Here is a 6245-nt window from a genome sequence, read left to right as displayed (position 1 = left end):
TGGTAAAATTGTAAAATTACCATCTAAATCGAAAGTAATTATTTTAAAGAATTACTATGTATTGCGTTTCAATTACATTTTATCTAAATTAAGCCTTTCAATAGCTTTTGAAAGTTTTTTAAATTTATTCATTGTCTTAATCATTCACAAATTAAAAAATGAACTACTGGCTCGTTAAATCAGAACCTTTCAAATATTCATGGGACGATTTCGTTAATCAAGGCATAGGTACTTGGGACGGTGTTCGTAATTATCAAGCTCGTAACAACCTTGCAGCAATGAAGCTAAACGATTTGGTGTTATTTTACCACTCAAATGAAGGAATGGAAGTTGTAGGTATAGCAAAAATTGTAAAAGAGGCTTATCCAGACCCAACTATTAATGACCCTCGTTGGGTTGTAGTAGACTTGACTGCCGTTGAGAAATTGCCCAAAACCGTTACCTTAAAAGCTATTAAAGTAGATGAACGTTTGCAAGAAGTTTCATTGATTCGTCAATCAAGGCTTTCAGTACAACAATTAAAAAAAGAAGAATTCGATATTATTATTTCAAAAGCGTATGAAAATTAATGAACGGTTGAAGAGTTATCAGTTATCAATGGGCGGCGTTCCGCTTAACATAAACTCTTTTGCAAGTGTCAGAAAACTGATTGTTAGTGGTATAGTTTTTACCTGCGTTGTACTAAATGCTACAAGCAATGTTTTATATGCTCAAAGTGTTAAGCGAATTGAGATTGCTTCCCGTGTTGCAGACCAAACTTATCAAGTAATTACATTGGGTGACGAAGGGGTTTTGCTTTTATCTAAAACAGGAAAAACTGAATTTAATATCACCAAATTTGATGCGGAACTTCAACAATCTTGGTCGGTCAATGGAGAATTAGAAGAAAACCAGTCCTTTGTTGATTATCACCGAGATGGACGAGATGTCTATTTTTTATTTAGTAAATATAATTCTGACTTATATCAAATTCTCAAGGTTTCTACTGGTATTGGTATTGTTCAAAAATTGTTCTTTGAAAATATCAAACATTTTGAGATTTCGGAGTTTAAAGTTCATAATGAAACTGCTTATTTGGCAGGAATGGTAAAAGATGAGCCTGTTTTGATGAGTGTGAGTTTAAATAAAATGCAGCCTCGGATTTTGGCGGGAGGCTTGAAAGGAACTGCCAGCATTTCTTCAATTGATTTTGATGATATCAATGATTTATTAATTGTGTCGTATTCAGTCAAAAAAGGGCGTTCGAGTTATGTTGTAGTGAAAAGAATCAATCATAATGGCAAAATTGTAGAACAATTGGGAGTTGAACCAGAAGAAGATTATGGTCTTTTGACAGGAAAACTTTTTCCATTAAAAGATGGAACACAGTTAATGATTGGCAATTATGGTTACAAAGGGTATCAGTCCAATGGCGTGCCTATGTCGCAAGGTTTGTATATCAGTAAAGTTGATGGTGAAACACCAGAATACTTAAAAATGCACAGTTTTACTGATTTTAAGAACTTTTTTAAGTTTATGACTGAAAAACAACAGGAGCGAATCGAAAAGAAAATATTGCGAAAGAAAGGACAAGGAGATGATTTGAAGCTAAATTACCGTGTTTTAGTACATGATATTATTCAAAAAGACAATCAATATATTTTAGTTGCAGAGGTTTTTTATCCTGAATTTAGAAATAATAATTCATACGGTTCGCCATTTTATGGAAGTGGTTTTGGTTCGCCTTTTAGCTATGGATATAATTCTATTAATGCGTTGCGTTATGCTCGATATTTTGGTGGAAATTCTTGGGCGTGGAATCCTTGGATGTATTCAAATTATGGCAACAATAACCAGCAATTTGATGGTTTCAGATATACACACGCTGTAGTGGCGGGTTTTGACCAGAAAGGAAATATGCTGTGGGACAATAGCTTTAGCTTTGATAATGTAAAAAGCATGGATTTGAAAGAAAAAGTTAGAATCAATGTGCAGAACGACGACATTACCTTGGTTTATAGCAATAAAGGAAAATTAGCTTCTAAAATTGTAAAAGGCTCAAAAGTAGTTGAAGGTACAAAAATGATAGATATTGACACCCAAAGGGAAGGTGATAAAGTGCGAGATACAGAAACTGACGATATCGAATATTGGCATCAAAATTTTTATTTGGCGTGGGGCTACCAAAAAATTGCTAACCGTAACGATGGTAGCAGAAGAGTATTTTATCTGAATAAAATAGAGTTTTGAAGTAAAATTCCCTCGTAACCCACCAAATTCTTTTGGAGGGCTTTAATATTACAATACTGAATGAAAAAAGCAATCTTAGTAGCTATCATATTACTTCAATATAACCTTTTTGCCCAAGCTCAAATAGGAGTTCAACAAACTATCGAAATAGAAGTAAGTGGACGACCAACTTGGCAAAAAATCATTCCTTTGGGTAAAAATGGATTGATATTTTTCATCAAAAAAGACGTCACAAAAGCCATTATTGCCAGATTTGATACAGACCTCAAAAAAGTTTGGGAATCAGAGATTTTTCTTGACGCTGAAAAGCAACCATCAGCTTATACACTTGATAATGAGCGAGTTACGTTTATGTTTTCCGAAAATCAAGGTATGTATTATCAAGTTTTTAGCATAGAATTAAATGATGGGAAATTTGAAAATAAAGGATTTGAACTCCGTGAGTTTTTCAAAGACCAACATTATGTTTATTTCAAAAACAAAATCCTGATGGCAGGCATGAATGAAAATGGAGCAACATTCTACAATTATAATTTTCATGAAAGTTTAGGCGACTTTATTTCTGCCGAACTTACAGGAAAAGTTCAAGTACAATATTTTAAATATATTCCTCAAAAAAATATTATTGAAAGTTTATGGTCAATAAAAGAGTCGGGATATACGAACGAAAAAAAGAAAAAAGGTGAATTTATCAAAGATGCCTTTGTTGTTTATGCTAAATATGATACTTCGGGACAGCTTATTATGAAAAACATGATTCGTTCAAATGCTGGAAACTTCCCATTGACAGCACAATTGACCGAAATTGATTCAGCTACACAAATTATTACAGGTACATATCAGTCAAACACAGGAGCGAAAGGTATTTATTTTTCAAAAATTGAAGATAATAAAACGACGCTCACAAAGTTTTATGATTACCGAATATTATTAAAAGGCTCACCCGATTTAAGCGATGAACATGTCAAGAAAATAGGTAATAGTTTCACTTTTTTGCCAACCCAACCAATATTTAGCAATAATATTATTTCGATAGGGGGTACTTTTTATCAACCTAATTATAATGTAGTTACATCTAATAGCCCTTTCTATTCGGGGTATAATCCCTATAATAGTAATTCAAATTATCAACGTACGCAATCTAAACAGGTTTTTAAAGGATTCAATTTTCAGAATGGTTTTGCCGCCAATTTCGATTTAGAAGGAAACCTAATTTCACAAAGTCGTATAGATATGAACCAAATTTCGCCGCAGATGGAAGAAGCTTTGGCAATTAATGTACATCATGCTGTGGCAGCTTGTGTTAAGGGAAATTTGTTAGTTAGTAGCTCGATAAACTTTACAAACCCAGCAAATTATAAACTTTCTAATGAGTCGTTTGGTGAAAAACCATCTGATCTAAAAAACGCTCAGTTTATTCCCGCATATCACGGGGTAAGAAATTGGTACGAAAATTATTTCATTGCTGACGGAAGTCGTATTAAATTTGAGGCTATAAAAGATACTGATATACCAAAAGAAAAACCAAGTAAGCGTAAAAAAGGTCAACAACCATTGCCACAAACCAATATTAAAAAAATAATTTACTTGACTAAAGTATTAAGTTCTGAATTTTGAACACAGCAGAAACTTAAAATTTATAGATTGAAGACTACTAATAACCAATATCATATTGTATAATCTGCTTACACCCAATATCGCCTCTTACGAATTAATTGATTCGGGAAATTATGAAAAATTAGAGCGTTTCGGCGAATTTATTTTAGCTCGCCCCGAACCACAAGCTGTTTGGGATAAATCATTGTCTGAAGAAGTTTGGCTAAAAAAAGCATCTGCTGTTTTTAGAAAAACCAAAGGTAAAGACCAATTGAGTCCAGAAGAAAGAGGCGATTGGCAAAATATTAAAAATATGCCTGAAAAATGGCTAATGAATTATGAGCAAGGTAAAACAAAACTAAAGTTTAAACTTTCTCTTTCGTCATTTAAGCACGTCGGTATTTTTCCTGAGCAAGCAGAAAACTGGCGTTTTATTGAAGAAAAACTCAATAAAATATCGCTTGAAGAGACCCCAAAAGTATTAAATTTATTTGCTTATACTGGCGGTGCATCGCTTATTGCCAAAGCCAATGGAGCTGATGTTACGCATGTAGATTCGATGAAACAAGTAATTTCATGGTCGAGAGAAAACATGGAGGCAAGCAATTTGTCAGACATTCGCTGGGTGATAGAAGATGCTTTGAAATTTGTAAAAAGAGAAGTAAAACGTGGTAAAAAATACAATGGAATTATTCTTGACCCGCCCGCCTATGGCAGAGGACCAGATGGTGAAAAATGGATTTTAGAAGAAGGTTTGAATGAATTAATCAAAAATTGCTTAATGTTGCTTCATGAAAAAGACTTTTTCTTTATTTTGAATCTTTATTCGATGGGTTTCTCGGCTGTCATAGCCGAAACGATTATTAAACAAAACTATCCAAATATTCCAAATTCAGAAATGGGAGAATTGGTCTTACAAGATACATTTCAAAAACGCTTGCCATTAGGTGTTTTTTATAGATTTGCGTCGGTTTAGATACAGGTTTTTTTTGTAAATATTTGATTATAAGGCAATTATTGTGTTAGACTGAATCTAATTTAACTATCAATTTACAATTCATAATTCATAATTTGAAATTATCGTTTCATTTCTAAGAAAAAATTCGGATTTTTGTAAAAAAGTATGTTACAATTAGGCAAAATGCCTTTTTTCTTCGTGCAGTAAATCCAATGTCAAAAAGAAATAACTTATATTGTTTAATCATCATTTCTTCCCTTTTATTCGCTTGTGGACAAGGAAACCGTGAGCGTTCAAAAATCCCGCCTACACCTTTTCAAACCGAAAGTATTCAGAATACAGCCTCTTTGGAAGCTTTAACTGATGCTATTAGAAGCAACCCAAGTGTGGCAGAAAATTATTATAAAAGAGCATCTGTTTTACACAAAATGGCTGACCTTCAAAAAGCATTGGAAGACATAAATCGTGCCGACCGTTTGAAACAAAATACTGGCAAATATCTTTTTGTTAAAGCCTTAATACTTAGAGATTTAAAGAAATATAGCGAGGCATTTGCTTCTGCCCAAAGTGCAGAAATTTTGAATATTGATACCCCCGAACTTTATACACTTTTGGGCGATTTATCTCAGCAAAGAAATGATTTAAAAATTGCCGAACAGTATTTGGCAAAATCTTTACAAATAGCACCATTTGATGGAGAAACTTATTTTTATCAAGGAACTTTGGCCGCAAGAAAAGGAGATACCACTACTGCTATTTTGAAAATGAATAAAGCAATTGACATGAAACCTTCATTCAAAGAGGGTTACATTAAATTAACCGAAATTTTAAAGAATCGAAAATTGTACGATTCGGCTTTGGCTGTAAATAAAAGTGCTATTCAACAGTTTCCCAAAAATGCGGAGTTTTTTATTGATAGAGGTTCAGTTTTTGCCAAATTTGGTCGTTTGGATAGTGCTTTATTCTATTATGATATAGCTTCAGCTTTAGATTCTCGCCGAACTGATGCTTTGCTCTATTCGGCAACTGTTTATTTCCGTTGGAAAAATTACACTAAAGCATTAGAATATTATGAAAAGGTTTTAGACATCAATTCTGAAATACCAAAAATAAATTACTTTATCGGGCTAACTTTAGAGCAATTGGGACAAACTACAAAAGCAGAGGAGTTTTTGAAAGAAGCAGTTGAAAAAGATGGGACTGATGACCAAGCTGTGATTGCTTTAAATAGAGTTACAGGGCAAATAAATGCGGCATTGGGTGTTTATACGCCTCCAGTGCCTGTGCCAATTAGGAAAAACATTCCAGTTGCCAAACCAGTTTTGGAAGAACCCAAGAAATTGTTGGATACCTCAAGAGTGCGTGTAAATGTGATTGTACCAAAGAAAAGAGTAAATATCAGAACGGATACCTCGAAAAGATTAAAACTTTAAAAAGTTAGAAAGTTAAAAAGTAGTAAAGT

At 33.3% G+C, this 6245-nt stretch carries 5 protein-coding genes; all 5 read left to right on the top strand.

The window, feature by feature from the left end; translation table 11 throughout:
- Positions 1–158: 158 nt before the first annotated feature.
- Complete coding sequence (locus ACH2CJ_RS12275) at positions 159–569, top strand: EVE domain-containing protein (protein ID WP_394993101.1); 411 nt, start codon at positions 159–161, stop codon at positions 567–569.
- Positions 559–2229: a hypothetical protein gene (locus ACH2CJ_RS12270; protein ID WP_394993100.1), complete on the top strand. Its 1671-nt coding sequence runs from the start codon at positions 559–561 to the stop codon at positions 2227–2229. Before ACH2CJ_RS12275 ends, ACH2CJ_RS12270 begins: the two co-directional genes overlap by 11 nt.
- 60 nt (positions 2230–2289) lie before the next feature.
- Positions 2290–3846: a hypothetical protein gene (locus ACH2CJ_RS12265; protein WP_394993099.1), complete on the top strand. Its 1557-nt coding sequence runs from the start codon at positions 2290–2292 to the stop codon at positions 3844–3846.
- Between the two features lie 55 nt (positions 3847–3901).
- Positions 3902–4801 carry a class I SAM-dependent methyltransferase gene (locus tag ACH2CJ_RS12260; protein WP_394993098.1) on the top strand — a complete coding sequence of 300 codons (900 nt, stop codon included), beginning with the start codon at positions 3902–3904 and terminating at the stop codon, positions 4799–4801.
- A gap of 194 nt (positions 4802–4995) precedes the next feature.
- Positions 4996–6216 carry a tetratricopeptide repeat protein gene (locus tag ACH2CJ_RS12255; RefSeq protein ID WP_394993097.1) on the top strand — a complete coding sequence of 407 codons (1221 nt, stop codon included), beginning with the start codon at positions 4996–4998 and terminating at the stop codon, positions 6214–6216.
- The last annotated feature ends 29 nt before the right edge of the window (positions 6217–6245 follow it).

The sequence above is a fragment of the Emticicia sp. genome (assembly GCF_043780375.1).
GTDB lineage: Bacteria > Bacteroidota > Bacteroidia > Cytophagales > Spirosomataceae > Emticicia.
The sequence above is the reverse complement of the archived record's forward strand: the minus strand, read 5'-3'. Positions and strand labels throughout refer to the sequence as shown.